The following is a 25,433-nucleotide window of genomic DNA, read 5'->3' as shown; positions in this document are numbered from 1 at the left end:
ATCGGGTTAGGCCCTAGTCGTTTGAACCAAGATCCGTCAGACCGGAATCTACGTCCATATTCTGTCCACGATGGCGCAGCACATGATCCATTACCACTATTGCCACCATTGCCTCGGCGATCGGTGTGGCCCGAATCCCGACACAGGGATCATGACGTCCTTCGGTGACAACCTCGACAGGATCACCGTCACGATTGACCGTCTTACCAGGCAAACGCAGACTCGATGTCGGCTTCAAGGCTATCGAGGCCAAGAGATCCTGACCGCTGGATATGCCTCCCAATACACCCCCGGCATGATTGGTAAGGAAACCGTCGGGGGTCATCTCATCCCGATGCTCGGTGCCCTTCTGCTCGACGCAGTGGAAGCCGGCCCCCAGTTCGACGCCTTTTACCGCATTGATACTCATCAGTGCGTGGGCAAGCTCGGCATCCAGACGGTCGAAGATGGGCTCACCCAAGCCGGCGGGCATGCCGCTGGCTGCCACGTTGATGCGGGCACCGATGGAGTTTCCCTCTTTACGCAGGGCATCCATGAATGACTCCAGCTCCGCCACCTTGTCTGCATCGGGACAGAAAAAGGGGTTTTTCTCCACCTGATCCCAATCGAGTTTTTCAGCCCTGATCGGACCCAGCTGAGCCAGGTAGCCGCGAATCTGAATGCCGTAGCGCTCGCGCAGATACTTTTTTGCGATCCCGCCTGCGGCGACGCGCATCGCGGTTTCACGTGCCGAGGAGCGACCCCCGCCCCGGTAATCCCGAAATCCGTATTTCTGATTGTAGGTGTAGTCGGCATGTCCCGGCCGAAAGCGGTCCATGATTTCGGAGTAGTCCTTTGAACGTTGATCGGTGTTGCGGATAATCAGGCCGATGGGGGTACCGGTGGTTTTACCCTCAAAGACGCCGGAAAGAATCTCCACTTCGTCCGCCTCCCGCCGCTGGGTGGTATGGCGCGAGGTGCCGGGTTTGCGGCGATCCAGATCGTGCTGCAGATCCCCGGCGGCGAGTTCCAGCCCCGGAGGACAGCCATCTACGATACAACCGATGGCTGGACCGTGGGACTCGCCAAAGGAGGTCACACTGAAGAGTTTGCCGATGGTATTGCCTGACATGTTATCCCCTGGGGGCCTGTTAACAGGCCCTAGCGCTCCAACCAACCATTGACCCGCTCCAGGTCCGATTCGCTCAAGTTGCCGGCAGCGGATTTCAGGTTGAGCCCGTTGATGATGTAGCTGTAACGGGAATTGAGATAGTCGCGTTGCGAAGAGAAGAGGTTACGCTGCACATTGAGCACATCGACGATGGTCCGGGTTCCCACCTCGTAACCCGCCTGGGTCGACTCCAGCGCGCTTTGGGCAGATACGGTCGCCGCTTTCAAGGCCTCGACCTGACTGATGGTGGAGAGTACGCCACGATAGGCATCCCTCACCTGTCGGTTTACCGCGCGGCGGGTTTGATCCAGACCCTGCTGACTGGCGCGAAAGTTCGCCTGGGCCTGGCGGGTTTGCGCACTGACCGCTCCACCCGTGTAGATCGGCACCTCCAGGGAGAGTCCGATGGTACCCGTATCGGATTCGGTGGCGGTATCTGAATCGCTGCGGTTCATCGCATAGCCACCTACCAGATCCAGGGTCGGATAGTGGCCTGACCGGCTGACGTCGATCTCCTGTTTGAGACTCTCGAGACCGGCGCGGGCTGCGATGATGCTGTAATTCTGCTGCTGGGCGGTATCCGACCACTCCTGAAGATCATTGGGTACAGGTGGATTGAGCGCCAGCCCCTGCCCCAGTTTTGCCAGGTCATGCTTCGGTTGCGAACCGATGATTTCGAACAGCGCTTCCCAGGCATTGTCGAGGCTGTTCTCGGCGGCAATCTCCGATGCCCTGGCCGCATCGAATGCCGCCTGGGCCTCATGCACGTCGGTGATCGCGATCAGGCCGACGTCGAAACGCTGCTGTGCCTGTTCGAGCTGACGGCCAGTGGCCTCGCGTTCCGCCTTGGCGACCCGAAGATCGTCCTCGGCAGAGAGAATATTGAAATAGGTGGTGGTACTGCGCACCATCAGATCGATCTCCGCCGCCGCATACTCGGCCTCGGCCTGGGCGATGGTACTGTCCGCCTGCTCCAGCTGCAGTAACCGGTCCCGGCGATAGATCGGCTGGGTCAGGTTCAAGCCAAGTGCCTTGTCATGACTGGTGCTTTGATCATCGAAGGGAGTTCCCTGCAGGGTTTTGAGATCTCTGCGCACCACATCGTAGGTAGCGCCCAATCCAATGGTTGGCAACAGCTGGGAACGGGCGAGACTCTTGGATTCACGAGCTGCGCTCAACTGTTCCTTGGCAACCTGTAATTGAGGATCATTTTGCAACGCCTGTTGATAGACCGTCATCAAATCCTCTGCCTGAACTGATAACGTGGGAATAAGTGTCACTAGAAGCAGGATCAATCGTTTTATCGATTTCATTGTTATTCCATCGCCTGAACGGCAGTCAAACTATAAAAATACCGGGTGACTTTACCATAGATCGCCTGCCTGGCCTGTAACAATAATCAACCGGCCCCACGGCTATTCATCCGTCGGCATGGGGGGGACCAGGAGCTGCGGATCGATGCGGGCCTGGCGAAGATTCATACGCCAGTCGAGATGCGCACCGGTTACCCGGCCGGTGGCGCCGATCTCGGCGATCGGATCACCCTGTTTTACCCGATCACCCTCCTTGACCAGGATCTTGTGCAGATGCAGAAAGGAGGACGATAGTTGATGACCATGATCGACGATCAAGGTTCCTCCGGAATAGAACATATCAGGATAGGCCAGGGTCACCACACCATCCGCCGGCGCCACCACCAGCGTTCCCACTGGCGCAGCTATGTCGATGCCGAAGTGTGGCCGTTTGGGAGTACCATTGAGGATCCGTTGACTGCCGTAGACACCGGAGATAATCCCTTTCGCCGGCCAGATGAATCCATTAGTGAAGTCACTGCGGTCATCGTCGCGCTTGCGAGCCTGTTTCACCAGTGCCGCCTCCTTCTTGATACGCGCCCAATCTCTTTTCGGGGGTGTGACCTTACTCGGGGGGAGACCGTCTATTTTCTGAATCCGATAGGCTCTTTCGGCAATTTCAATCTGCCTTTTTTCAACGCTCTTACCCGCCCTGTTCACTTCCAGGGTATGCCGCAGGCTGTCATCCCTGCCAAAACCAATTAAAAAAAACCCTTCAGGGGAGACACGAATCGGTTTATCGTTGAATCTGATCTGATTACCCGGCTCTGTTTTACCGATCAGCATCCCCCCCTGGACCCTCTCACCTTCCAGGGTCACCGAGAGGACTGTGGACGGCAATAGGAATATGGCCAGTAGAAAAAGAAGGTGTCTCTTGTTTAAAGCATCTAATAGCATAAAAATCATGGTAACCATGCACTAGGGTCCGATATGAATGGCAGTTACTTGAGGACAAATTTCACTACTTTCGTCATTCCGGCGCAGGCCGGAATCCAGCAATACCGTCACCATCAAGCATTCTGGATCCCGGCCTGTGCCGGGATGACGGCGGCTCTTGGCTTAAGTAAGCGCCATTCGGATCCGATATCACTTATCCGATGGCGCGCATCACAGCAAACTACCACAGTTGAGATTGGCCAGCCAACCAGATCTACCAAGAGGATTGACAGAAAAAGAAACTGGTTGTAGAGTGCGCGGTCTCTACGCCGGCCACCGGCAAACCACATCCTAGCCGAGGTGGTGAAATTGGTAGACACGCTAGCTTCAGGTGCTAGTGGGGGCAACCCCGTGGAGGTTCAAGTCCTCTCCTCGGCACCAAATTCAAAGAACAATCAGAAACTACCATAGACAACGAAAGACACTGTTTTTACAGTGCTTTTTTTGTATTTGAGATTCCATCTTGTTGTCTCTCGTTGTCCCTGATTGTCGTAAGAGTGGAACGTGGGTGGAACGCAAAATAGGGACTTTTATTTCCCGCCTCACCCCCTAGTAGAAGCCTTGGGATGCATCTGAGATACAAATGGGAGTAATCTGAACTCCTTTAACGTAACCTCCCCAACGGCTAAGACAAAGACACTACTTTTTGCTGAAATACGCCAGGATTGTAAGTATTTCCCGGCTAATTGAATTCACGAGTTATTGATTGCCTAAATATGGGTGACCAACGCCCGCTAGCTGATTAATTCCATCAAAAAGTGATAAATTTCGACCATGGCAAAGGTATCCCGCTCGCAATAACGCAACAGCGATTGAGCAATACCATCCACCTCTTCAGGCGCTGCATCGAGCATCCGTTTCCAGGACTCCATCGCCGACGCGCCATCCTGAACATCCAGGTCGCTGTAGTCGAGATGGGGGCACACCACCTGCAACACCTTCTTGATGGATGTGGAACCATCAAATCTGGCGTCTACATAGGCCGTCTTAAACAGATCTTCCAGATCCACCATTCGATCATTCAGGTCGTTAAGGAAATCCGCCTCGTCCGGAAATAACGCAGCCATTTGCCTACTTTGGGTTTTCTCAAATGATGCGTGCCAAGAAACCAAGCTACCCTCAGGCCCGATATCCTCCTTCATCCTGTCGAGCAAACGATCTGGCAAACGGGCCTCACGCTCAAGATACTCCTTGTGGTGGAGCAAACCGTCGGCATCCAAAATGTGCAGCGAATACTGAACAGGAAAATGCTTATGCGGGCTGGTGCGGTCAAGCAGCGGCACGGCGGAAGAAAAAGTTTCGTAGTCGAAGAAGTAGAGCGGAAAAATCAGCTCGGAAAGAAATTGTCTGATAGGCTGTACCGAAACCTTAGGCTCACCCTCCTGAAAAGAGTCAACGACAATGCGCTGGTTTTCGGACAAAGGGAAATCGTCAGGAACATCGTCCAGCCCAAGCACATTCATCGAACGAAGATCGTCGATCTTGTTTGCGCGCAACCTCGGCAGACTATAGATCGATGGCGTCGGAACTTCAGGGTTGAAAATCGCAAAGGCATCGCAATGATTGGCGCGTGTTTTCTCAACACAGGAACAGCCGCTCATATTCTGTTCGCTCGCCAGAAACGCCAACGCGGCGTCGATCTCTTTACTCGTTGAAGGCACAACCTCTTCGACTGCCTCCGTTATATCGGCGAAGACAAGCATCGCGCCGGGCTCGATTGCACCGTTTCGAACATAGTCACCATTTAAATGAACCAAAAACACGCGGTCGATATGCTGCCCGGCACGTTCCGCGCAGATCTTCTGGAAACAGGCGTCTTTTATGTGGTTATGCTTGGCGTCAGTTTTGACGCTGGTAGAAGACTTGATCTCATAGAGTGCAGTCGCCCCATTACCCATGCTTTCCAGTGCGTCTACACGCGCATATAGACCGTCATCTGTCCTAAACTCCGCCTGAAAACTGACATTCCGATCACCAGCGCTATCAAAGAACTGTTTGACGTATCGTTCAACCTCATAGCCCTCACGCAAGAGCTTCTGCATGAAAGTAGAGAATTCACCCTGGGGATAGTTCCCTGGGTCATGCTTTAATAGCCAAAGTGACCTAGGACAATGTAAATATAGTATGAAATTTGTTTTTGTGAGCTGTATGGTATCCATGCTGCTTGCAAACTTTAAGCGAAAAAGTGTAAAAATGCTCCTTATTTGTGCGTATATAATATGCATTGAACCAATTAGCGAGCAATCTCTAGCGATGTATTGCGAATAAACTGCCTCAGCAAATGGCCGGTGATTCACTGTGGAATTCGAGCAATATAAAAATCATATCAAAAATATAGATATAGGAAAGCATCTTCCCGATTCTGTTTATATCCATCAAAGCGCAAGTACCGCGTTGCCTGAAGAGCTATCGAACGTTCTGGGAAAAATTGCTTCTGCCCTAAAAATCCCATCTACCGACTGGAATATTCTAAAACTCTACAAACGTGATTTTAAAGTTGCATTCCTAAGTTATCCCGATTTTGAGAGCTATAGTTACCCCGCGTTGAAACATAGTTACACGGTAGATTTATCGAAGCTATCTATGCGTAAAGCCTCCTACGATAAATCCGATAACCCGCCCATCCTGCACCGAAAGGAAACATTCGTAAAAGAAGACTTTCCACTCTCACCAGTTTTCAAGGAGATAACCGCAGAGGGAGAAAAGATTGGCCTGTATGAAAATACGCGCAATATCGGATTCAGGAAAAACTGGGAAAGACTTATTTCCAACAAGGGATATTACCTTGATGAAGAAGGTAGACTACACCCAAAGGCAGATAGAGATACTACCGATGTTGTACCAATATCCAAAGGAATTGAAGTAGAGCGCCATAGGACTGCGATTGATCGAAATCAGCTCTCAGCACCTATGCAGGTTCTTGCTCGACACAATTACCTTAATGGTGAGTTTACCGTGCTCGATTACGGCTGTGGAAAAGGCGATGACCTACGGGAACTCGAAGCACATGGAATAGATATTTCAGGATGGGACCCGGTGCATTTCCCGGATGGGGAGCTGATAAATAGTGACATTGTCAATCTTGGCTTTGTACTCAATGTCATTGAGGAAAGAGAGGAAAGAAACGAAACTCTGAGAAGGGCCTGGGAGTACACCGATAAGCTTCTCATCGTATCAGTAATGATTGCCGGGGAAAGCGTTATCCGGCAATTTACACCCTATAAGGATGGGGTAATCACCAGCAGAAAAACCTTTCAGAAATACTATTCTCAGTCAGAAATCCGATCCTATGTAGAAACCACATTGGAAGAGAATGCTGTGGCTGTCGGCCAGGGAATATTTGTCGTTTTCAAAGACAAGATGGAAGAACAGCTGTTCCTGTTAGAGAGGCAGCATGTAAGGCGTGACTGGCAACAAAAGACACAGAGGCGAATCAGATCGAGAGAGCCAGCTTTACGGAAGGATATTATCGATAAACACCTGGAGCTGTTTACTGATTTTTGGGAAACCTCCCTGGAGCTTGGCAGAATTCCTGCGAATAATGAATTTGAATTTTCTGAGCAAATTCGTAGAGTCGCTGGATCTCACAACAAAGCACACCAGGCGCTTATTACTCATTTTGGTAGTGAGCTATTTGAAGAGGCACAACAAAAGCGCAAGGATGATCTTCTGGTATATTTTGCACTAGGTTTGTTTGGTAAACGAAAACCTCAGACAAAGATGCCTGATAGCCTGAAACGGGATATCAAGTATTTCTACAGTAGTTACAGCGATGCGATAGAACAGTCGAGGGAAGCGCTATTTGCAGTAGGGAATCCTGAACTGATAGAAGAGGCGTGCAACAAAGCGTATAAGCAAATAAATTCTGGTGAATTATCGGAGGGCCATAGCTATACCTTCCGCAAGGAATTTCTTGGAGAATTACCACCAGAACTCAGAATTTACATTGGCTGCGCTACTCAACTCTATGGGGACTTAGAGAAATTCCACCTTGTAAAAGCACATATGACTTCCGGTAAGGTCAGCATCATGCGGTATGATGATTGGAGCAAAGATGTTCCTTTACTCGTAGAGCGCATAAAAATTAAAATGCGTGATCAGGACGTGGATTTCTTTGATTATGGAGGTAGGTTTGAGCCACCGCCATTACCAAATAAGAATCAATTTGCGTAGAGGGTTATTTCCCTTTTACAATTTCCCAATCGGATAAGAAGTTACTTGTCAGGCGGATTTTTTTTCCGTGCTCTTCAATAATCCCACCGGATTTCAACATGCTGATTGCGGCATTGACTGACCCCTTGTTTGATTTATTCCCTACTATTCCGTAGGCCTTCAGGGTATTTCTTTTTACTACTTCACGGGAGCGGGGTTGCATATCGCCGAGCATGGTTGTTAACACTTTGCTCATATATCCCTTTTTAATTTCCCAGCGATTAATAATCTTCTGAGGAATGTCTACGTTAACCTGCCTAGTAAGCTTGAACCATGCGAGATAATCGTCAATGGTGCTCCAATTTACCTCATGACGCAAAGTTTGTTCAAACTTTACTCTCAAGGCATCTGGGAGGCCATTAATCCTTCCAGAAAGCCCTGGGTTTGCTTCGAGGCAGGGTATTTCGTCATTATCAACAAAAGGATGAACACCAGCAATCATTTCAGAGAAAGTTAGTACCAAAGAATATAGATCAGCGCTTGAGTGCCAACCATTGATTTTCACCAGCGGGTCTTTAAATCGCGTAGTTCCTAAGAGTTTGCAATCTGCCAAAGAAATATTGAAATCGATAAGGTAGGCTTTTTCCGCCACGACCATTATATTTTCTGGTTTAACATCCTTGTGCATCCTACCCATCCGGTGCAGATATTGGAGCGCGGAAAGAATTTGCTCAAAATATGTTAGTAACGCTTCCGTGGTCGGGTTTTCCAACTGATCAAGTGTCGAGCCATCAAGGTATTCACAAGTGAGGAAATAATTATCGTTCCCTGGAACAATATCGAGATCGAATATTCGCACGATATTGGGATGGTAGAGGACACGGAGTATTTCAAATTCCTTCTTTGCTAATTCGTCCGCGCCATCAAAAGAGTCAAGAATCTTTAAGCAGCAATCATAGTCACCAATTAAATGCCTTGCCCGCCATATAGACGATGTACCACCACGCCCAATACATTCTTCCAGCCTGTACTTGTTAGCAATAGTTGAGCCTGCCTTAATTTCCGAGGTTTCAACGAGCGGCAGGCTGTCCTCATCGAAACAGGACAGTAACTCTTCTAATTCCGGTCTGCTGTCCATGTCATGGTTGGACGCTGCATTTACCCAATCGGACAATCCTTGTATCCCCGCAAACTCCTTTTTGAGCTTTGGTGTGAATGACTCTGTTTGAAAGTCCAAGGTTGAAGCAGAAGATGGTGGGTTCTCAGCTATAAGCGGCATGAAGGTTAGTGCAAATTGATAGCTTAGTGATTTCCCCGTATAGATACCTTTCTCCAGGTACTCCAGAGGTAGCCACGGCACTTCTAGCTGGGAGGCATTCGCTAGAGTGTTTATATCGGGGCTGTAAGCATATCCTACATTTGCTAATTGAACTCTGCCGTCATTAACGTAAATGGACTCCAGCGAAAGAGCTCTGTGCAAGACTCCTTTAGATTTCATGTTTACTAGCGCTTCCAATACCGACATAAACACTTCTACCCTGTTCCGGTCGGGGCTAGTTGACAATGGTTGCCCAAGTATTTCCTGGTGTACCAATGCTATGGACTCACCGTCATCATGGTAGGTAAGAACCGCTGGCACTAAAGGAATATCAGATAGCTCACTCAGAAGGTAGTATTCTTTTTTTAACTGAGCGCGAAGTTTCTCCGCATAGTCACTTTGGACAGAAGTGATATCAACAAATTTCATCCAATACTGGTAATCAAACGTATGGCCTTCAGGCTTAACCAGCCATACCTCAAAATCCTTCTTGGTAAATAATTTTCTGATTTTGATATAGTTTGATACACGCTGGTCTTTTTCTTTGAGCAGCTTAAAGTCACAAATTGCATTAACCGCCAGCTCTCGTTGGTATCGTTCAAGTTTATGCTTGTATCGGGCGGTAATGAATTCAGAATTGGTGAGTGCATCTATTATGTGCTCTTTGCTGTAAACGGCAAGGTCATAGTCGCCATTAGATATTTCTATGTCCTGGCCTAAACCACCAGTGACAAATATTAATCCTTGACACCAGGGCGCGTGTTGATTCTGTCTGATTCTTGATTTACATCGAGAAGCCAGAACTCTTGCATTCTGGTTCAATTTGGGAAGGGGGTTATCAACAATGCGGCTATTATGTTTCCAAATGTCTTTGCTGGCGAATAGCTCACCCTGATAACCTTTGACATCCAGTACATAAACACCCCAATCGCCTACTACAATAGCGTCTACTTCAAAAGGTTGATTTGAGTCCGTATACACATCAATATTGGTGATCAGGATATAGTGATCAGGCAAGTATTTTTGGAGGTAATCGAACGCCCAAACTTCCGCGTCATTGGCTGGCTTTCCAACTGAGACATGCTGTGCCATTACTTATCCCTATATCTTTAGCCGAACGGATGAGGTTTTCCGGTGTTGTGTTACCTCGAATTCATCAGATAATAATTCGAGCCAGGCGAATAAAGTAGCGATAAATTCCTTTACCTCTTTTCTATAGGGTGTGGGGTCATCCAATAGCGCATTGTGAAGTGCCTGTGAAAATGCGCCAAAATTCATTTCTTGATTTTGACGTAACTGAGAAATTACCCAAAGGTAAAGTCTGGTGCGCTTGAACCCGCTTCTCAAAGATCCCGCTGTAAGTGCATCAATATCTAGGCTCAAAAGATCAAAGTCGTGAAGCTGGGACGTTTCATCTAGGTTCAAGCAAAGTAGAACTTGTGGGGCGTTGAATACCAGGTCATGCACCCAAAGATAGGATACACTTCTCAACAACTTATTCTGGATATTGTCGGGCCAGTGTAATTCCGATATGGGATTGCTATATCTTTCTGTGGAATCTATATCTTCTTTAAGTAACTTGAATTGATATTCATCCAGCCAAACAACTTCAGTTTCGAGAAACTGCTCTATTTTATCTAAATCTGCTCGGCTAGCTGAAATCGTAGTTCCAAACTCGATATTTGAAAGACTTCCAATATTAAGCCCTTTTTGAGTTAGGTTTGCTGAGCCGAGAAATATACTACTTTGATCTACGAGATAGACTTTTCCATGAAAATTTTGAGAAATGCCAAATTTCCAACCTCGTTCCTTGCATAGTTGATAGGCTTCAAGATCAGAAGCTCCTGAGATTAAATCTTGCTTTTGCCAGCGTGCGACAATGATAATTTCAATGTCCTGAATCCCTGCTAACAATGTATCTAACGCCTTTGATTTAATAAAGGCGCTACATGCAACAAATGATTTATTGCATTTGGAGATTGAATTCAGAAGGTCTTGTGAAAAGCTTTCTCCCTCTAACAGCATGCATTATCCTTTATATCAGTTCGTTCTACACAACTAATGCATTCTGATTCAAATCTCTTCAAAGTCACCAGCATTCTCATCTAAGAACTCATTAATAACTATTCCCCACTCCCTGCGAACACTATTAAGGAATCGTTGCCTACTAGGGTCGGTAGTTTCGTTCATAACTCTTGCGAAACCGGCTATCGCAGTTTGCATGACATCTAACTCCTCTTCAGGGAGCTTGCTTATGAATTTATCGTAGAAAATATGATTAGTGTTAAAAAGCACTAAGGTAAGCCCTTTCCGAGTAGAAACGTCAAAAAATGCGTCTGTATCTCTTGCTACTGATTCGATTAGAAATCGATTACCAGACAAAATAATTTTATTCGCTTTTTTCTGAGCTTCCTCTTCGGAAATGTCAAGTTGAGTCTTTAAATGATCAGTAACTTCATCTTTATTAAGTTCAGTATTGTAGTCGCCCGTTTTATGTCCATGTTGCTCACGGTTTTTCGACCCTTCAGTAGCTTTTTTTTCCGCATTGTTCTCTTCCGTAGCAGTCACCTCAATATTGTCCTTTATTGGCTCCACGCTTAGTTCGCTAAGCTTGCTACCCAAAGCAGTAATATTTGACCCAATTTTCCCTACAACCTTTAACACCTGTAAAAAAGAGTCTTCATTTAGCTCTAGATCTCTTTTAAATTCCTGCTCAGTATCAAACCCATGCTGCTTTGCCACATCTGACAAATCATCATACGGAATTAGTTTAACGGCATCTTGCTTGTTATTGGTTACACCAAAAACGTGATCTAATGCAGGTGGAAACTCTATTTCAATGCCGATAAACCTCCCTTTAAATTTTTTAATATCCTTGGGCATAAAAGAGTCTCTAAGAACAAGTTCTCTTTTTGCACGAACAATTGACACGCCGATATTTTTCCCGCAGTGCTGCCCCCAATCAGTAAATCCCAGCCTCTTCGTGGATTTTTTGAGTATTTCTCTTGCAATATTGTTTTTCGCGATAGAACTTCGAATTGTAACGTCTGCAGTCTTCCTTTCACCACTTTGATCGATAAATTCAACAGGTACAGTTTCTTCGTTAAATTTTTCGAAAAAGGCCTCCCCTTTGTATGATCCTGGTAACTCCGGAAGCGAGCTATTCTTCATTAAATACATTGGGTCATTAAGCTTAAAAGGATCTCGTTTAATTGCGCTCAATACATCTTCATCCTCTTCACGATAGGTAATGCTTTGTATTTTTACATCGTTATTGCAAATAAAGTTACGATATAGCCTACCGATTAAGAGCTCGCAGTGCTTGTATATGGATTTTCCGGTTTTCCAACTTAGCCTATCTATATCTGACCAGACTACAAGAGTTCCTGATTCAGGCATCTTGGGGAAAAAAGCATTTTTGTATTTCTCAGGTATTTCAGACTCTTCGGGATTTGGTACATGTTCAAGATCACCGCTCCTCATTTCTTCTACATCTAAGTAGGTATAGTGAGGGGGCGAGCTTTTAGTCCAACTCCATACATCCACTCTCTTACACTGGGAAATAGATGAATTGGGCAATCCCATACCGAACTTTCCCATTCCTTCTTCGTCGAACCTATTTTCGCTTCCCCCAAACTGCATCGCTTTGAGCAATGTTTCAGGGTTCATTCCCGCTCCGTTATCCCAAACGGTAATTTCTTTCACATGATGCCAGTTACGCTCATTACCTTCCGACTTTTTCTCTATAAAACCTACTTCAACGCGTGTTGCCTTAGCTTGCAGGCTGTTATCAATTAATTCAGACAAAGCATAAGCTGTATTGCTATATCCGTTGTCTCTTAACGAGTCGATAACCGTCTCTGCACTTAAGAATCTAGTATTCATGCGTTTATCCTTCACTCCACATTTCATTCCAATATTCAAATGCCATAGATATACTGTTAAATTCGGGTATATGGTCTACGACGGTATATACTCTACATTCCTCGTTTCCGTGGCTTTTTGCGCCTCTCATCGCTCTTCCTGCCATCTGTAAATACTCAACGAGCGATGTCGTCGGTTTAGCAATAATTGCAACATTTGTTTTAGGGGCATCAAAGCCAGCAGTTAATACCCCGTAGTTTGTAAGAACCTGGAGGTCTCCAGACTTATATCGTTTTATCTTCGATCTTCTGCTTTCAACACTATCTAATTTGCTGTCAATCGATGCGGCCTTGATCCCTAAATAATTTAGAACTACCGCCATTTTCTGCGCATGTTCAACATTGCATGCAAATAAAATTATTCTGCTTCCTTGAGCACATTCTTTTTTAATAATTTCAACAATCGTCTTATTTCGATCATTATTCTTCGAAAGTGCCTTGTTGGTTTCTTTGGCACTACACCCCTTTAATTCGTAGCCATAAACCTTGGAATGCTCATAGTTTATGGACATGAAGGTAGCCTTAGCAAGAAACTTGTTCTCTACCAAATAATCAATTGGTGAGAGATAACCAGGCACATCCATAGACACTTTATTCTCATCAAAAAATAACGACAGTGCTTTGTCTTCATCGGAGGGGCCTGCCTCGGAATAGCGTCTACCTGGCGTAGCAGAAAGGCCTATTAATTTTGATTCGAAACCTGAAAAGTTAACAAATTCTTCTGTGATTTGGCCGTACTTGTCAGCTATGGCCTTATGAGCCTCATCAAACACAACCATGGAAACTTTGCTTCGCAGTTCGCCATATAATAGCTTCAGTTGGTTGGAGTCTTTCTTTTTGATGCTAAGAAGCTTGTGGAGGCCCGCAACAACACAGCCAGAATCGATCCCACTTAAACTCTCGTCACTATCTGCATAGAAACCGTAAACTGTACAAGGTCTATCTCCACAGCTCCCCCAAGCTTTTTTAAATTCGTCGAATGCCTGCTGACACAACTCCTCCTTATCAGCCAACCATAGAACTAAATTAGTTGGACTTTCTCTCAGGTGCTCGGCAACGATATTCATTGCTGTTCTTGTTTTTCCAGCACCAGTTGGAAGATGGATTAGTAAGCGTTTAGTTTTACCGCTAAATCTATCGATTACCGTATCGGATATTTTCTTTTGATAAGGAAATAAACCATATGATGGCTCTACTCTGAAAATGGTTTCTATATCCGTAGTTTCGAATTGGGATTCAACATAGTCGCTATACAGGCCAATCCTTTTGGCAAATTCGCCTACGTTGTTTTCCGACCAACTTATTACTGCATCGTAATGTCTTGGCTCGACTGATTTTCCTTCTAGTTTGAATTCAGGGAATAGTTCAATCAGGGCTTCGGGCAGCATTCTTTCGATAAGAAGTTTCCTGCTTCTTTTATCGACAATAAAGTCAATTCCGCATGTATTTGATACGACCTTTACAACACCGGATTTGTCCAGCTCGTCATCTTCATTCGTAACTTTCAGCGTAAAATCGACGGCTCCCCTTGGAAGAAAACTGATTAGTTCATCCATCGAGAAATTGCTTAAAATGGCCTCTAACATACGAAATCCTATGGTCTATAAGCTACATATCAAGCAGGCTTGATCTTCAGGGTCATCGTCGATCATATTTTTCAGAGTTTCTTGCCAACGCTCTGACCCCTTATTTGTTGTGGTAATGACACCTGATTTTCGCTCTCGTTCTTCCGCTTTTGTGACCATTTCATCTATCGTTCCTTGCGATGACCATGTGTAACCGTATCCGTTAATAGGAACTTCACCGTCTTTCCAATCATATCTAGTACGTGCTTGCTGTTCATAGGCTTTGGCTCTTTCAAAAAGTTCGGGGTGGTTTCTCTTTAGCCCCAGCCACTCATCCTGCCTCTGAAAGAAACAGAAGTAACAACCAGAGCGTGATCGCCATTTGTAGTACTCTGGAATGCCGACAGAATCTTCGAGGATTCGGAATATATCGTCGCGCGCCAACCCATCTTCGATAAATGGAAAGACGGCTTTGATTGTTTCCTTATGGCTGATATAACCCTCACGATGTTCATCAGCCCTAATGCCGATATAACTAACTACCAGATCATCACCTACAAACTCTTCAAAAGGTTTTATCTTCATCGTTTGAGTACACCAGCGCTGTTGAGGTGAAGGTAAGTATCCGTAACGTAATTTGAGCCAGTGATCAAAATCTTTCCCGCTGCTCAGGCGAATAATTTCCTTTCCCAAGTAGGCTTCCAGCTTGTCTAAAAAGTCATAGACTTCTTGAAGTTCTGCCCCTGTGTCGCTAAAGAAATACTCGACTTTTTCATGAATCGATGGGTAACGATCTTTGATATAAATCGCTAGTGCAGCGCTGTCCTTGCCACCGGATAGTCCGAGCACATGACGAGCGCCATCTAGCTCGACCATTTCTTTCATGGTGATCTTATTATTAGCCATTCTTGACCTCCTTGATGCGATTACGGGAATTTCGAGCCGTTGTTTTCTCGGATGGTCTATTCCGCTTAGTTAGAAAATCATCAACCAGCTCCGCCAGTGCTGCCAGTTGCAATTCTCCATCCGAATGCTTTCCGAGCGCTCTTTCCAGTTCTGACTTGCAGCCCTGAATTGCTTCTTTCCTCTTTTTATCGATGGCTATGACTTCATCGATGGGTTCGCTTCCTTTCTTTAATGACTTAAGAAGGATGACATCAAATTCTCCATCCATGTCCTTTTTAGATCTGTCGTAGTGGACTCTCAATGCTTCCAAATCCAGGATGCGTTTAGCGAAGTCACTTAACTTAACATCCGCCTCTGCTCGATCTGTATCTGTCCATTTGTTTGAGGGCTTTTGCCCAAGGAACATCAGTATATTTTCCAGCCACTCTTCGTCACCGCCTTCCTTTTTAGTAATCCGCTTAATAAAAGCTTTTAAGCCATCTACATCAACTGTGTGTTGCTCTAAACCCTCATAGCGTCCCGCGGATTTCCTGCGCAGATCAGAAAGGCTTGAGTTTTTATTCATATGAAACGCTTCGAGCAGCATTTTCTTCTGCTGCTGAACCATATTTGGATAAGCATCTTTCATCTCTTTAAGACATCCCTGTAACGATAGGGCAAGCCCTTCCAGGTTTGGCTTTTTCTTTGAAAGCTCCTTTTCGTATCCGAGCGCTCTGGGAATATCCTCAAATATCAAATGTTCTGGTGATTTTGCTAATTGAAAAGCATCCCGGACTGATCGTGCCTTTTTAGATAGCTCCGCAGAGCGAGTTTTCTGTGTGTATGTGGGTAGTTCGTCAATAAATTTAGCTAGCGGACTTACCAGTTGCACTACGGTTTGTTTAGATCCGGTATCAATAATCTTACTGTATTCCTTGTATATGGAAGATCGAAGACCAGTTATGCGAAAGCGCTGGAAGGTAAATTCGTCAGGCCGTTTCACAAACCTGTCGAGCATCTCATCGGTCATGATTGGCCTGTACCGACGTTCCTCGTACAGCGCTAGTTCGTGCTGGTAAACCAGATACGCAGCGATATAGAGAATGGGTAATACACCGGCTTTAACGCCATAAGGAGGTGACAAGAGGACTTTATTCAGCTCAGCGAATGATCGGGGCTGCTTTTCAGTGTTATCTAAAAATGCATCAATCTGCTGCCAGACATCGTACAGAGATGACTGCTTGCCAGGAGCTTGAAACTCTCCTTTCTCCAGGTTATGTATTCCGGTTTTGAGAATAATGGAACGATAGATGGCCTTCTCTGGGGGGAACTTCTCTATTCCCAGATCTTCCTTGTCAGGACACTCCATCATTGCTTCAAGCAACCTATTACGTGCCGCATTAGCCTGCGAAGATGGCCTGTCACGATTAATCAGTTCGTTATGGAGAATGGGCGATTTCGAGTAAACGCGCTCTAATACACCCGATAATGCTTCTTGGAAGTTTCTCTTGTTAAATACTTCCAGTTCTTCTTTATCGTTAAACCAAATACATTCTTGTGGCTGTTCTTGTAGACGCTGAAGCAACATATTTTGGGAATGTTCGGAAGCGGTGATGCGATCTTCAAATTCCCGTTTCGCTACTGGGTCACTATTAAGCTCTTGCCTGGTGTTTTGTACTTGCCGTAACGCTAATACTTCAGCAGTAGCTTCCCTAAGCTGGATACCGTTAAGGCACAAGGCAACAATATCTACTTCAGAGAAATGGTTGACTATAGATTCATTGAAAATTTTCTCATCGTCCTGTGCAGACGCGAGGAAGAATACAATACGTGGGTCATCAGCTACTTTTGCCGTATGTGTATAAGTTTGAGCATCGACAAACACAGGCTGGAAGTAACGCAACGCACCGCTCTTGACGGTATATCGGCGGGCCACTACAGGCATGATGCTGTCCAAACCATTCAGCTCAGAAGCCAGCGAAAACTCCCCAAGATTATTCAGTTCCTGCTCTACAGCTTCTTCGAGGTCAAAATCACTCCCTTGCCAGACACGGTATTCACCACTGAATCGTCGATACGTGATAATCGACTTATCACTTAGAGCTTTGAGTGATTTAATGACAGAGGACTTGTTCCTTCCACAAGATTCAAGCAATGCTTTGGAGGCTTTGAAACCGCCTTTCATCCCAATAATATTGAGCAAACCTATGGTCTTAAGCAGGTTGACCTGATCTTCGGGTGCATCTCCTAACCGCTCAATGGCAGTTACTACTTCTGCCCAACGTCTATGGGTGCGATAGTCGCCCAGTGCTGCTGGCTGATTGGAGATAAAGTAATCGTACACATGGTGCGGGTAGATATAGTCGTCAACTGATTCAAGTCGATCCAGCATATCCTGCAAGCCAAATTCTTCATGGCTACCCAGATAGCTAAATAGCGTGCGCTCATTTTGTGCAACTTTCTGGCACAGAACGGGTAACAGAATGGCACTGACCGGATGCAATGGGTGGCAATGTGCCATCAAATCCAACGCGGATGTTTTATTCATGACGCCAGGCAATGCCTCGCCTTCATGCAGGACAGCTACGATTTCCTTGGTGGACGATTTAATCCTTCGCGATTCAGCCTGTGAAAATTCGTAATCAAATGCAGCACTGACGACACGAAGCACCTGCTCAGAGGATTCTAGAAATGGAATGTCCTCGAAACGACCCTGCACCTTTGACCATTCATTTTTGAGGCTTTCACCAAGCCCTTTGGCATATTGTTCAAAGGACTGGTGTAGGAGAACGAATAGAAACAGATTGCACTCACTACCTTTGCAGGCATGTTCGGCCAGCGCTTGCAGCATATAAATATCGTTAGCACCGTAATGACGAGCCTCAAACTCTAGGAATTTTCCTAGCTCATCGATGACCAGGTAAATTCCTTTGCACTGTTTGTTTAACAAAGCTGTTTGCAGTGCCTTTAAATGCCTCAACAACTCACTGGTCGATACAGATTCCTGGGTCGAAAGTTCTTTTAGCTGGTTGACGATTTTAGGGTTTTTCCCTGGATACTGACCAAAGAAACATTTCGCTGACTCCGACAGGCCTTCAACTATCTTTTGCCCCATTGCTTCAGGAGAGCCAGTGATAAGTACCTTCAAATAGCCATTGCTTTTGGATATTTCCTTCTGAAACGGCTTAGCTATGCCTGCCTCAGACGACTTGAGATTTTTAAATGCAGCCTTCGTGGTAGCTAGTTCGGGTGATGACAGCAAATGCGATAGAAAGACCGAGCTGGAAGATTTGCCCGATCCGTAAGGGCCGATCAAAGACCATGCTCTAGGAGCTTGTGTATCACCGAATCCTTCTGTTACGCGGGAAAACAGCCGTAATGCCCTGGAGGTAGGAATATAGGCATTAACTACTTCGAGTGAATCAGCGTCACGTTCCAGATTGATGGAGCGGGTGTAATGAGTATTAACATGAATTTTGTTTTTTATACTCATGCAGCGATTCCTTGTCGTGAGTTTTCGTAATGTTTAGTGACAAATGCAATAGCGTCTATCGTACCGGACAAGTAAATCTGGTGCTGACCTGCTGTGTCGCGTATGTCAAAAACACCTGGAATAAACTCGACCAGCCTTTCAAGCTTAGTGACTAAATCATTCTCGGTTAATCGGAAGACTGAACCGATAGCAGGGTAGTTGTCCTTGCTATACATCAGATCCTCAACCGGAATGACGGAGGTCTGTTTCATTTCAAACATCTCACACACCGCGAAACCAAGCACACCGAGCGGCACGTCAGGGCGGGAGCTTGGGCGTGTTTGATAACTTCTACCCCCTGAAGACTGAGACATCAGCTTTAAAAGGGCGAAGGGAGAATCCAGTGCTTCCTCGAAAGGGGTACGTGTATTACCTCTAGACTGAGTGTACATCCTTGGAAGCAAAGTTGCGTCATTCTTCAGGGTGCTGACCGAAGGTTTCTTCTTGTTTGTCACCTGATCATTCACAAAATCGATCAGGGCAGTGGACAGTTCCTGTCCGGTAAATTCAGGCTTGTGAAACCGATTGAAAAACCAGTACCAGGAAGTGGCAAGTTCCGCGTTGGTGGCAAGCAGCCAGTGCAAAAGCCATATTGTTGCTTCGTCCTCCAGATACGGATCAAATCCCTCTTCTGAAAGGATAGCTGTACCCAAATCGGTAGGTATGTTCTCAACGGGATCGATCATCCGGCAGGCACGCAGCCAATACTTTATGGCGCTCACCATGTTTTTCCCGACACCCAATCTAACTGTGGCCTCATCGGACTCGAAAACCTTACTGTTTTCATCCATTGCCTGAAAGCCTTTGGACAGCCAACCATATCGGACGGCAAAGGTTTCATGGCGGCCAAACGCCATTCGCTCTGGGTTGAATTTCATCGATTCACCTCTTTGGCGGTTTCGTTGTCTGTGAAAGGAAGAGTTTGTTGCTGGCCGTGCTGTTCCAGCAATTCTTCCACGTTCTCTAGAAACCAGGATTTGAGGTTTTTACCCTCTAGTCGTAAAACCGCGTGGAGCTGCCTTTTCAACTCAGGCTCCATCTCGATTACAACGCGCCCGCTATTACCAATACTCATAACTTGCACCCGTAAGTGACCATACAATAGATACAGATATGCCAGATAAAGTAACTAATGTCACATACCTTATGTTACATAACATCATAGCACAGTATTAGGGATCGGGCACAGTATCTTTTACATAAATACTGTATAATTATATAGTTAGGCGCAAAAGCTGGCCTAATAAAAAATCAACCCGTAGGCCCATAGTGGACACTTGGACTTACTAGATCCCTTTATTGTTGGCTACGGACACACTATGAGGATATGGTTAAGCACTTATGGTTAAAAAAGATCTCATCAAGAACTTTTGGAACTTCCTCTTGTTTGTGGCCGCTTCTTTGTGGGTGCTATTTGTAGAAATGATCTCACTACTTGGTAAAAGCACCGAAGCCCCCGATCCTGACAAATCCTTGAGTAATTCCGATCGGACGGGAGCTTTGAACTACAGAACCGGCCAGCTTGACGACGGTACAGACCCATATGGTTGGTACGAGAACGATTGAAGCTAAGGCCTTATTTTTTCTTGATTCCCTTACTTATCGCGGCCTTCCCTAAAGCGCCACCTTTCTGACCTGCGTCGTTCGCTGGCCTAATCAACGGGTTAGAAGAATGATCTAGTGAACGCCCCACTTGCACCCCCGCCCACGCCATCATCCCGCTCCATAGCAGTGGCAGTCCAAGATAGAGGCTGGTCGTGATCATATTGAGCAACATGCGCTTGCTGTCGTGCTCGCCAGGGTTTGCGAAAATCTGCAGGAAGACATTTACATCCGGGTACATGGACAGGATGAGGTTCTGATCCACCCACAGCGCCAGGTACCAGAGCACGCTCCAGAACTTGACGGTGAAGATAGCCATGGCGCCGATGACCATCATGGAGATGGAATAGCGTGACAGCACCACGATCATTGGCAGCAAGGCGTAGATGCCAAGCAGGAGCACGGCCTGCACCATTGGGAGGGCCTGCAGGACCGCGGTCATGGTGACCGAGAACAGCGCCGATGCAGCTACCACGCCACCTGAGGCCAGGCCCCCTTTGGCGACATTTTCTACCGTACTGAGTAACCCGGTACTGCCGGAGTTGTGGGCCACGAGGTCGTTGTTCGACCACGATGGCGGGGAATTCGCCAGAACGGTCTTGGCCACTGCATCATTTTGCTGTTCGCTGGCCAGGGCCGGTGCAATAGCAACCACCAAACCTGAAAATCCGGCCGAGGTAGCATCGGCCTCGTTAATCAACTTTTCACGTAGGCCAGCCGAGGCGTCTTCCCACCACTGCTTGCAGTAAGGCCTGCCCCAGGTGGGTGGAGCCGCAGGATCGTATTCGGTATCACGGGCAGCATTGTAGGCCCAGCCGCTGACCTGCGTGGTGGCGCGCAGGGTGTCATAGTAGCCCGGCGTATTACGATAGACTTGCGATCCCATCCAGTCCGGATCATCAGCGCCATAGGTTGTCAGCAGGGCATTCACCGCGGCGGTGGCGGGTCGTTCTGACTGGTACATCGACCGGGCCGGAATGTAGCACTGGCTAAAGAAGTCGCTCACTTCCTGGCGGAGGCGCGGGTCAGCAATGGTCGCCAGACGCGCCTGTTGCTCATAGGTTCGCATGTCCGCAGCGCTTGGAAGGCCTTCGACCACCGCGTGATTGAAGCCCGAGGTCATCGAGAGCACCGCATACCACCACACCGGAATATTCACGGTCGCCGGCGATCCAGTGAAGCCGGTAGAACCGTAGGTGCTCTGGGGTGCGGCCACGGTCGCTGTGGGCGGTGTCGGATCGATCAGAGTTGGTGGCGGCGTGTAGTTGAGTGAAGCTGCGTTCAGTGGCGTCAACGCGGCCGGTTGGCCGGCCAATACAACCACCAGTAGCGCAATGAAGAGTTCCAGCTCCATGCGCCGCAGTGACAAGCCGGTGACGGTACCGAACTCCCCGCCTTGCGCCGGTTCTCGCCAATTGTCGATCAGGATTCCAAGGAACGGCAGGAATACGATACCGGTGCCGACCAGTACATCCCACAAAATGCCATAGAAGGTCCAGCCGAACAGTGTCGTAAAGAGTTCGAGATAGCTATCGACAGTCATGCCCCACTCCCCTGCAGTACGGCCAGCACCTGACCAAGCAGGTTCTGACCCAACACCAGTTCGATCACGACGAGCCAGGTCACGATACGCCAGCGTACAGCGAGCAAGTTCGGGGCCCGTGTCTCATCCAGACGTCCCCAACGTTCAAGGGTGTTCACGATCCATGGCCAGCCCATCGCCAGCAAGGCAATCAGCGAGACCCGGATGCCAGTCAGGAGTGGCTTCAAGGCATCAATCCTTGTCTGCACCGCGACTACAGAGGATGTCTCAACCGAATGCCAGAGAATGGCACCCGCCCCCAATGCCAGACCGAACGCCAGCAGGGTCAGCAAAACAAACCAGCGCCAACGCAGGGCAAATCCGTTATTGGACACGGCCATTGCTCAGCGGACGCGGATCGATGGTCGGTACTTCTGGTGTTTTCAGGGACGACTGCCGACGGGCCGCGGCGCGTTGCAGCAAGGTCGCAATCGTGTCGGAAACTACCTCCTTGCGCACCCGGGTCTCGAACAACAGGTTCTCGATCTCCTTGTCCAGCTCGGCGATGGACTTGTCCGCGTGCTCGCGGGCCACCTCGGTGGCATAGACCTCAGGCACCTGGCGGCCGGAAAGCAGCAGTCGACTGGCGTACAGCGCCTTTTCTACCGTACGGGCCGTGCTGATCTCTGACACCAGCCGGCCCATGATGAGGCTCTGCTCGGATGCCGGCATCTCCCGGATCGCTTCGATGACCTGGCGGGTGATGGCCACACCCGGGGCAGTAATATTGTCCAGGTTGGTCAGAGTCGGGGGCGTTACGCCACTGACCAGGTTCTGGATTTCCGTCGTTACGGTAGTCGCCTCCTGATTGAGCTTTGGCAGTAGCCCGGTGCCGGGAATACTGTCCTTGCGGCAGGTATCACAGGTCGTGACGATGTTTTCGCCGACCACATCGACGACCCAGTTGCGCGCCTCGGTAGGTGTTGTCCAGATCTCCGTCAGGCGGGTGGCCGATGCAGGAGGCACCGGTCCTGCCGTCGTGATCGGACGATTCATATTGATGTTGTACCCGGCCTTGACGATGTCGCCGGTAAATTCCAGCACCGGCTGTCCGGAGCCCCCGGCCTGCCCGCCGATCCAGGGCACGCCATTGTCCCCGTTAGCGGTCTCGACGGCGTCCTTGGCGGTTACCGCATCATTACCACCAACGCCCATCTGAAACTTCCAGTCATTGCCTTTGGACAGCGTAATGAGGTCGGCATAGGGATTCTTGCCTTTGGCGATCTCCGCTTCCATCTGTTCGCAGGACTTGGTGGCGAGTTGCATGGTCTCTTCTGCTTTCAGCAGGGCATTTTGGAACAGATCATAAAGTCCTGGATTGGCTCGCTGCAGGATGAGCGCTGGAAGTGATGCTATGGCCGCACTCGCTGCAGCCGTCATGGCATTCATCATGTTATCGATGCCGGAACCGATATCGTTCAGGGTATTAGTGACGGCCGCCACCGGGTCAAACCGGCCACAGCTATATCCCAGACCCAATTGGGCCGAACCGCCAAGGGTGACTGAGGTCACGGCTGGATTGGCGGGTAGGGAGACGGGTTCCGCCCCGCCGATCTTGTAGTACCAGAGACTGTCCTCGGTGGGCGCCTGGGTGGCTTGCACCAGTGTGTATGGACCAAACATCAGGTAAAGTCCGATGAACAACAATGAGCAACGGGGTTGGATTTTTATGACCGAGCATTTCTTATACAACATGTCTCTCTGGCTCATGGTGGATAGGGAAACCAATCGAGTGAATACAAAAACATCTGCCCTCGTCGGCTACAACACTTGTAGGGACGCCAAAGGTTCCAGGCATAGTCCCCGGCCCCATCCACACGCCCACCACCCCAACCGCTGAGACTGGCGAGGTCATTGCTGCCAAATACACCGCAGGTCAATTCCGGCAAGGGCACGAGCATCTGCCAGGTGCCAGTGGAGCGGTCTTTTTCCCGCAACGGACCCGGCGGCCAGACCCGCTGACCCGAAAAGTTAGGTATCCAATGATTGACCAGACCGCCAAGTCCGTCGGGGATCCAATTGTCGATGATGCTGATGAGGTCGTTGTGCATATAAGGCGCACCGGAGAGCGGTACATAGACATGGGGCTGACCGGCACGGGTGACGATATCACCTGCCCGTTGCGCATTGATGGCGGCGGCTTTAGGCTCTTCAGCCTGGGTGGTCCAGCCGGTACGAGGGTAGACCCCACCCCATGTCTGCAGTGGCCAGGTGCCGATTTCGCGCAATCCGGGTAGCAGACTGGCAAGATAGAAGATCTCCGGCACCTCCTGTCGCCAGGACAAGGCATCCAGACCCGATTGGAAGTAAGGGAAGAAAGGGGTTGTCTGGGATTGGCAGAGCAACCCCACCCCGGTGGACACACTGGCCAACGAGGCGACCGGATGGCCGATGGCATCGGTCTCACGAAATACCAGATTCCGGTGTTCCCTGGGCTCGGTGCTTCCCTCGGTGCGATTACCAGCACTGTCGATGGGAATAGGTAATAGGCTTCCCAGCAGAGTCGTTGCTGCAGTCTTCTGGGCAAGTCCCAAGGTTGCACGGATCTCCACCCAGGGATTGCCTCCCAGTTCATTGTAGCTGCTGACCACCAGATCCGGATTGTAGTGCCCAACCTTGATCGAGGTCCGCACACTGCAACCGGACCAGGAACAGTGCAACCAGAAACAGGTGCCGATCGGCATCCACCGCATACAGGACAATGCCGCCGTCGTCGTCTGGGCAACGATCTGTGGTGTGGTCGTTGTACCGGAGAATCCGGTGACCGGAATCCATAGTGCAATGGCAAGACAGAACGATAGACATCTCAGGCGGATCATCGCTTACCTTCCCGCCGCCATGCCTGGTAATACGCAAGTGCAGTCAGCACGTCGGTTACGCCATAGACGACTGCCTGGCCATCGAAGACGATGGCTGGATAACGATCTACACCATACTGCGTCGCCTTAGTTAAACCGATGGCTGCCTGCTGCATTGCCGCCATGAGTTTTGCATCCAAATGCTGAAGTCGTTGCAGAGCAATCTGTTTAGCTTGCTTTAAATCGGTAGGTAGCTTCTTAGACAACGCAGACTCAAACTGCTGTATTCCATCTAATAGATAGACCTGTAGATCAATGCCTTGGTCTGGATTTATGGACTCAGCATGAGCATCCGATCGGATTTTCTGTTCCTTGGTGGTGAAGACTTCCACAATAGGGACTGAGTTGCCGGAAGTTACCGCGTGCACAGGACAGATGGCAATGACGGAGAGAAGGGACGCTAGAAAGTAACATAGATTCATAGCCTCGGATCTTGCACCAGGCTTTGCGGTGGCTAAAGGAGAAATCCAATCGGCAATTGTCTTAGTTTATGCCGAACTACCTGGATCGATTTACTACCTTAACTTCATCTATGATTTTATGAGGTCAGCATAAAAATTCAGAGAATCGTTGTGCGT

Annotated in this window: 19 protein-coding genes and 1 tRNA gene; 3 read left to right on the top strand and 17 right to left on the bottom strand. The window is 48.2% G+C overall.

Annotated elements, in window-relative coordinates; all coding sequences use genetic code 11:
- Window positions 1-13: 13 nt before the first annotated feature.
- The 3 genes from aroC to AB8516_RS00960 all read right to left on the bottom strand — a co-directional run bounded on the left by aroC (window position 14) and on the right by AB8516_RS00960 (window position 3,342).
- Window positions 14-1,111 (bottom strand): chorismate synthase, encoded by a 1,098-nt coding sequence (gene aroC, locus AB8516_RS00970; RefSeq protein WP_369157198.1) that lies wholly within the window; start codon window positions 1,109-1,111, stop codon window positions 14-16.
- Between the two features lie 29 nt (window positions 1,112-1,140).
- Complete coding sequence (locus AB8516_RS00965) at window positions 1,141-2,463, bottom strand: TolC family outer membrane protein (RefSeq protein WP_108340759.1); 1,323 nt, start codon at window positions 2,461-2,463, stop codon at window positions 1,141-1,143.
- A 102-nt stretch (window positions 2,464-2,565) separates the two neighbouring features.
- Complete coding sequence (locus AB8516_RS00960) at window positions 2,566-3,342, bottom strand: M23 family metallopeptidase (protein WP_369157194.1); 777 nt, start codon at window positions 3,340-3,342, stop codon at window positions 2,566-2,568.
- 390 nt (window positions 3,343-3,732) lie between these two features.
- Between AB8516_RS00960 and AB8516_RS00955 the strand changes: the two genes are divergently transcribed.
- Window positions 3,733-3,819 (top strand) — tRNA-Leu (locus AB8516_RS00955).
- Window positions 3,820-4,172: 353 nt separating this feature from the next.
- Here the strand turns inward: AB8516_RS00955 and AB8516_RS00950 are convergent.
- Entirely contained in the window at window positions 4,173-5,480 is a 1,308-nt protein-coding gene (locus AB8516_RS00950; RefSeq protein ID WP_369157192.1) for a DUF2779 domain-containing protein, read from the bottom strand.
- A gap of 256 nt (window positions 5,481-5,736) precedes the next feature.
- Between AB8516_RS00950 and AB8516_RS00945 the strand changes: the two genes are divergently transcribed.
- Window positions 5,737-7,611 (top strand): DNA phosphorothioation-associated putative methyltransferase, encoded by a 1,875-nt coding sequence (locus AB8516_RS00945; protein WP_369157190.1) that lies wholly within the window; start codon window positions 5,737-5,739, stop codon window positions 7,609-7,611.
- Window positions 7,612-7,615: 4 nt separating this feature from the next.
- Here the strand turns inward: AB8516_RS00945 and AB8516_RS00940 are convergent, their stop codons facing one another.
- The 8 genes from AB8516_RS00940 to AB8516_RS00905 are packed head-to-tail and all read right to left on the bottom strand — an operon-like array spanning window position 7,616 to window position 19,888.
- A complete protein-coding gene (locus tag AB8516_RS00940; protein ID WP_369157188.1) occupies window positions 7,616-10,000 on the bottom strand; it encodes a protein kinase domain-containing protein in 2,385 nt (794 codons plus the stop codon).
- A 9-nt stretch (window positions 10,001-10,009) separates the two neighbouring features.
- Window positions 10,010-10,933 (bottom strand): phospholipase D family protein, encoded by a 924-nt coding sequence (locus AB8516_RS00935; protein WP_369157186.1) that lies wholly within the window; start codon window positions 10,931-10,933, stop codon window positions 10,010-10,012.
- A gap of 48 nt (window positions 10,934-10,981) precedes the next feature.
- Complete coding sequence (locus tag AB8516_RS00930) at window positions 10,982-12,793, bottom strand: ATP-binding protein (protein ID WP_369157184.1); 1,812 nt, start codon at window positions 12,791-12,793, stop codon at window positions 10,982-10,984.
- Between the two features lie 4 nt (window positions 12,794-12,797).
- On the bottom strand, window positions 12,798-14,417 hold the full coding sequence (locus AB8516_RS00925; protein WP_369157182.1) for a DEAD/DEAH box helicase: 1,620 nt from the start codon (window positions 14,415-14,417) through the stop codon (window positions 12,798-12,800).
- A gap of 15 nt (window positions 14,418-14,432) precedes the next feature.
- Complete coding sequence (locus tag AB8516_RS00920; protein ID WP_369157180.1) at window positions 14,433-15,302, bottom strand: phosphoadenosine phosphosulfate reductase family protein; 870 nt, start codon at window positions 15,300-15,302, stop codon at window positions 14,433-14,435.
- Window positions 15,295-18,774 (bottom strand): hypothetical protein, encoded by a 3,480-nt coding sequence (locus tag AB8516_RS00915; protein ID WP_369157178.1) that lies wholly within the window; start codon window positions 18,772-18,774, stop codon window positions 15,295-15,297. The genes AB8516_RS00920 and AB8516_RS00915 overlap by 8 nt, the downstream gene beginning before the upstream one ends.
- Entirely contained in the window at window positions 18,771-19,691 is a 921-nt protein-coding gene (locus AB8516_RS00910; protein WP_369157176.1) for a DUF4007 family protein, read from the bottom strand. The genes AB8516_RS00915 and AB8516_RS00910 overlap by 4 nt, the downstream gene beginning before the upstream one ends.
- Window positions 19,688-19,888, bottom strand: a complete 201-nt coding sequence (locus AB8516_RS00905; RefSeq protein ID WP_369157174.1) for a hypothetical protein — start codon at window positions 19,886-19,888, stop codon at window positions 19,688-19,690. Before AB8516_RS00905 ends, AB8516_RS00910 begins: the two co-directional genes overlap by 4 nt.
- A gap of 266 nt (window positions 19,889-20,154) precedes the next feature.
- On the opposite strand from AB8516_RS00905, the gene AB8516_RS00900 reads away from it, so the two are divergent.
- Window positions 20,155-20,379 carry a hypothetical protein gene (locus AB8516_RS00900; protein ID WP_369157172.1) on the top strand — a complete coding sequence of 75 codons (225 nt, stop codon included), beginning with the start codon at window positions 20,155-20,157 and terminating at the stop codon, window positions 20,377-20,379.
- Between the two features lie 10 nt (window positions 20,380-20,389).
- Here the strand turns inward: AB8516_RS00900 and AB8516_RS00895 are convergent, their stop codons facing one another.
- The 5 genes from AB8516_RS00895 to AB8516_RS00875 all read right to left on the bottom strand — a co-directional run bounded on the left by AB8516_RS00895 (window position 20,390) and on the right by AB8516_RS00875 (window position 25,187).
- Complete coding sequence (locus AB8516_RS00895; RefSeq protein ID WP_369157170.1) at window positions 20,390-21,958, bottom strand: conjugal transfer protein TraG N-terminal domain-containing protein; 1,569 nt, start codon at window positions 21,956-21,958, stop codon at window positions 20,390-20,392.
- A complete protein-coding gene (locus AB8516_RS00890; RefSeq protein WP_369157168.1) occupies window positions 21,955-22,332 on the bottom strand; it encodes a hypothetical protein in 378 nt (125 codons plus the stop codon). The genes AB8516_RS00895 and AB8516_RS00890 overlap by 4 nt, the downstream gene beginning before the upstream one ends.
- Window positions 22,322-23,620 (bottom strand): integrating conjugative element protein, encoded by a 1,299-nt coding sequence (locus AB8516_RS00885; protein WP_369157166.1) that lies wholly within the window; start codon window positions 23,618-23,620, stop codon window positions 22,322-22,324. The genes AB8516_RS00890 and AB8516_RS00885 overlap by 11 nt, the downstream gene beginning before the upstream one ends.
- Window positions 23,621-23,703: 83 nt before the next feature.
- A complete protein-coding gene (locus AB8516_RS00880) occupies window positions 23,704-24,816 on the bottom strand; it encodes a TIGR03756 family integrating conjugative element protein (RefSeq protein WP_369157164.1) in 1,113 nt (370 codons plus the stop codon).
- Window positions 24,813-25,187 (bottom strand): TIGR03757 family integrating conjugative element protein, encoded by a 375-nt coding sequence (locus tag AB8516_RS00875; protein ID WP_369157162.1) that lies wholly within the window; start codon window positions 25,185-25,187, stop codon window positions 24,813-24,815. Before AB8516_RS00875 ends, AB8516_RS00880 begins: the two co-directional genes overlap by 4 nt.
- Window positions 25,188-25,433 lie beyond the last annotated feature (246 nt).

The organism is Candidatus Thiodiazotropha sp. LNASS1 (assembly GCF_964212655.1).
Taxonomy (GTDB): Bacteria; Pseudomonadota; Gammaproteobacteria; order Chromatiales; family Chromatiaceae; genus Thiodiazotropha.
This window is presented reverse-complemented; position numbering and strand designations above follow the sequence as displayed.